This is a genomic window from Yinghuangia sp. YIM S10712 (assembly GCF_051388935.1).
Lineage (GTDB): Bacteria > Actinomycetota > Actinomycetes > Streptomycetales > Streptomycetaceae > Yinghuangia.
The window spans coordinates 1-920 of the sequence record NZ_JBPKBI010000074.1 but is presented as its reverse complement, the minus strand read 5'-3'; the positions used below and the strand labels follow the sequence as shown (position 1 = coordinate 920).

Annotated in this window: 1 protein-coding gene; it reads left to right on the top strand. The window is 65.4% G+C overall.

Annotated elements, in window-relative coordinates:
- Nucleotides 1–46: 46 nt before the first annotated feature.
- The gene (locus tag ACRX5W_RS33255) at nucleotides 47–505 is read left to right on the top strand and encodes an acyl-CoA thioesterase (protein ID WP_436792125.1); all 459 of its coding nucleotides are present in this window, start codon (nucleotides 47–49) and stop codon (nucleotides 503–505) included.
- The last annotated feature ends 415 nt before the right edge of the window (nucleotides 506–920 follow it).

Sequence of the window (920 nt, the reverse complement as noted above, 5' to 3'; positions counted from 1 at the left end):
CCCCCCCACGCTCGGGGCGGCGCGGAGCGTACGGCATTCTGACCGCATGAGTGAGCGCAGAGAATCCGACCCCGCCCGGCTGGTCCTGGACAACTACCCGTTCGTGCACCGGATCGAGGCCCGGTTCTCCGACATGGACGTGCAGCGGCACCTCAACAATGCCGCGATCACGACGTTCTACGAGGACACCCGGGTCAACCTGAACCGCCTCATGTACGGCGACGAACTCGTGTCGGGGGAGGCGGAGTTCCGCCTTCTCGTCCTGGAGACCACGGTCCGCTACCTCAGCGAGGCGCCGTACCCGGGCAGCTACCGGATCGGGGCCGGGGTGATCCGTTTCGGGGGATCGTCGTACCAGTACGGCCTGGGCCTGTTCCTCGACGACACGTGTGTCGGCCTGAGCGAGACCGTGATGGTCCACGTGACCGACGCGGGCCCGACGCCCATCCCGCCGGCCCGGCGTGCCCGCATGGAGAAGTTCGCGTTCCCGGTGACCGCCGCGTGACCTTCCGCGTGAAGGGTGCCGGTCGGGCCGCCCGTCGGTCGGGCCGGGGCCGTTGACTTAAGTATACGTTCTCGTTTATTTTCACCGGCGACGGCCTCGCCCCGCCGGGGTCCGTCGGCATGGACGGACGATGCTCGCTTCCCTGGGGTTGTTCTTCCCTCGTGAGAATGGCATTCTCATCTGAAGCAAACAGCATTGCCCGTGAGCGGTAGTGACCTGACCGGAGGATCAGATCCATGGCATTTTTCCCGAAGCCCGCTGAGGGCAGTTGGACCGAGCACTTCAAGATCGACACGGCGCCTACGTCGTATGAGGACTCGATCTCGCCGGAGCACTACGAGGCCGAGCGTGAGGCGATCTTCAAGAAGACGTGGCTGAACGTGGGTCGTGTGGAGCAGCTTCCGAAGGTGGGGAG

Bases quoted from the DNA above. Each gene is read 5' to 3' on its own strand.
- ACRX5W_RS33255 (WP_436792125.1), top strand. From the start codon at position 47: ATGAGTGAGCGCAGAGAATCCGACCCCGCCCGGCTGGTCCTGGACAAC.